At 74.5% G+C, this 1,050-nt stretch carries 1 protein-coding gene; it reads left to right on the top strand.

The window, feature by feature from the left end:
- Positions 1-65 precede the first annotated feature (65 nt).
- On the top strand, positions 66-1,050 hold a 985-nt coding region (locus FPV26_RS12575), incomplete at its 3' end, for a Tle-like phospholipase domain-containing protein (RefSeq protein ID WP_246109291.1).

The following is a 1,050-nucleotide window of genomic DNA, read 5'->3' on the forward strand; positions in this document are numbered from 1 at the left end:
AGATCATCGTCGCCCATCGCGGCACGGAAGTGTCGGTCCGGGACGTCGTGGGCGCGGACGCCGGCATGGTACTCACCGGATTCAATGTCCAGGCGGGTGACGCGATCGCCTTCACCCGCCATGCGCTCGGCGTCGCCAAGCGGGAGGCATTGCAGTCCGGCGTAGAGCCGTCGGTCACCGTCACCGGCCACTCCCTCGGCGGCAGCCTGGCGCAGATCACGGCGCACGCGTTCGGGCTGCGCGGGGAGACCTTCAACGCCTACGGCGCGGCAGGACTGCTGCACGGCGTGCCGCGCGGCGGGACGCAGGTGGTCAACCACGTCAGCGCGGTGGACCCGATCAGCGCCGCCAGCCGCCACTTCGGCGAGGTGCGCGTGTACGCCACCGCCGCCGACATCCGCCATCTCGAACGCCACGGCTACGACAACGACCGCGGGCCGGACCTGCGTGCGCCGCTGCCGGCCGCCCTCAGCCGCCACAGCTTCGCCCAGCACGGCATCGGCAATTTCACCGAGGGCGGGCTGCTCGACGGGGAGAACCGCACGCGCCATGCCGCCCATCGCACCATGGTCGAGCGTTACCGCGAGGACATGCATCTGCGTCGCACGCTGCTGTCCGCGCCGTGGCAGCCGCTGCGGCTGATCGCCGGGGCCGAGGACGACCGGGCCGCGGCAGCGTCCCAGCCTGACGCCGGACACTGGGACCGGCGCCGCGAGCGCGCGCCGCTGCCGGTGCATCCCGGCCCGCCGCGGCGCGACCCGGCACCGCCGGCACCGCCACCCTGGCTGCGCGGGCTGCCCGCCTATGTGCCCCAGGCCGGCGTGCAGGAACCGCGCGCATTGGCAGACCGCCTGCTGGCCGCGCTCGAGGGTGGCGACGAACGCACGTTCCGCCTCGCGCTCCAGGCCGCGGCACACTCGGACATCGGCCGCAGCCTGCGTGCCGAAGCGATCGCGCTGGTCGAGGCGCACGAACGCGAGGCCCGGGAGGCGACGCTGCCCACGCCACACCCGCCGGTACAGCAGCCCCCGGTGCTGCGCCGTGGCGGCC

It is taken from the genome of Vulcaniibacterium gelatinicum, from assembly GCF_008033445.1.
In the GTDB taxonomy this organism is placed as follows: domain Bacteria; phylum Pseudomonadota; class Gammaproteobacteria; order Xanthomonadales; family Xanthomonadaceae; genus Vulcaniibacterium_B; species Vulcaniibacterium_B gelatinicum.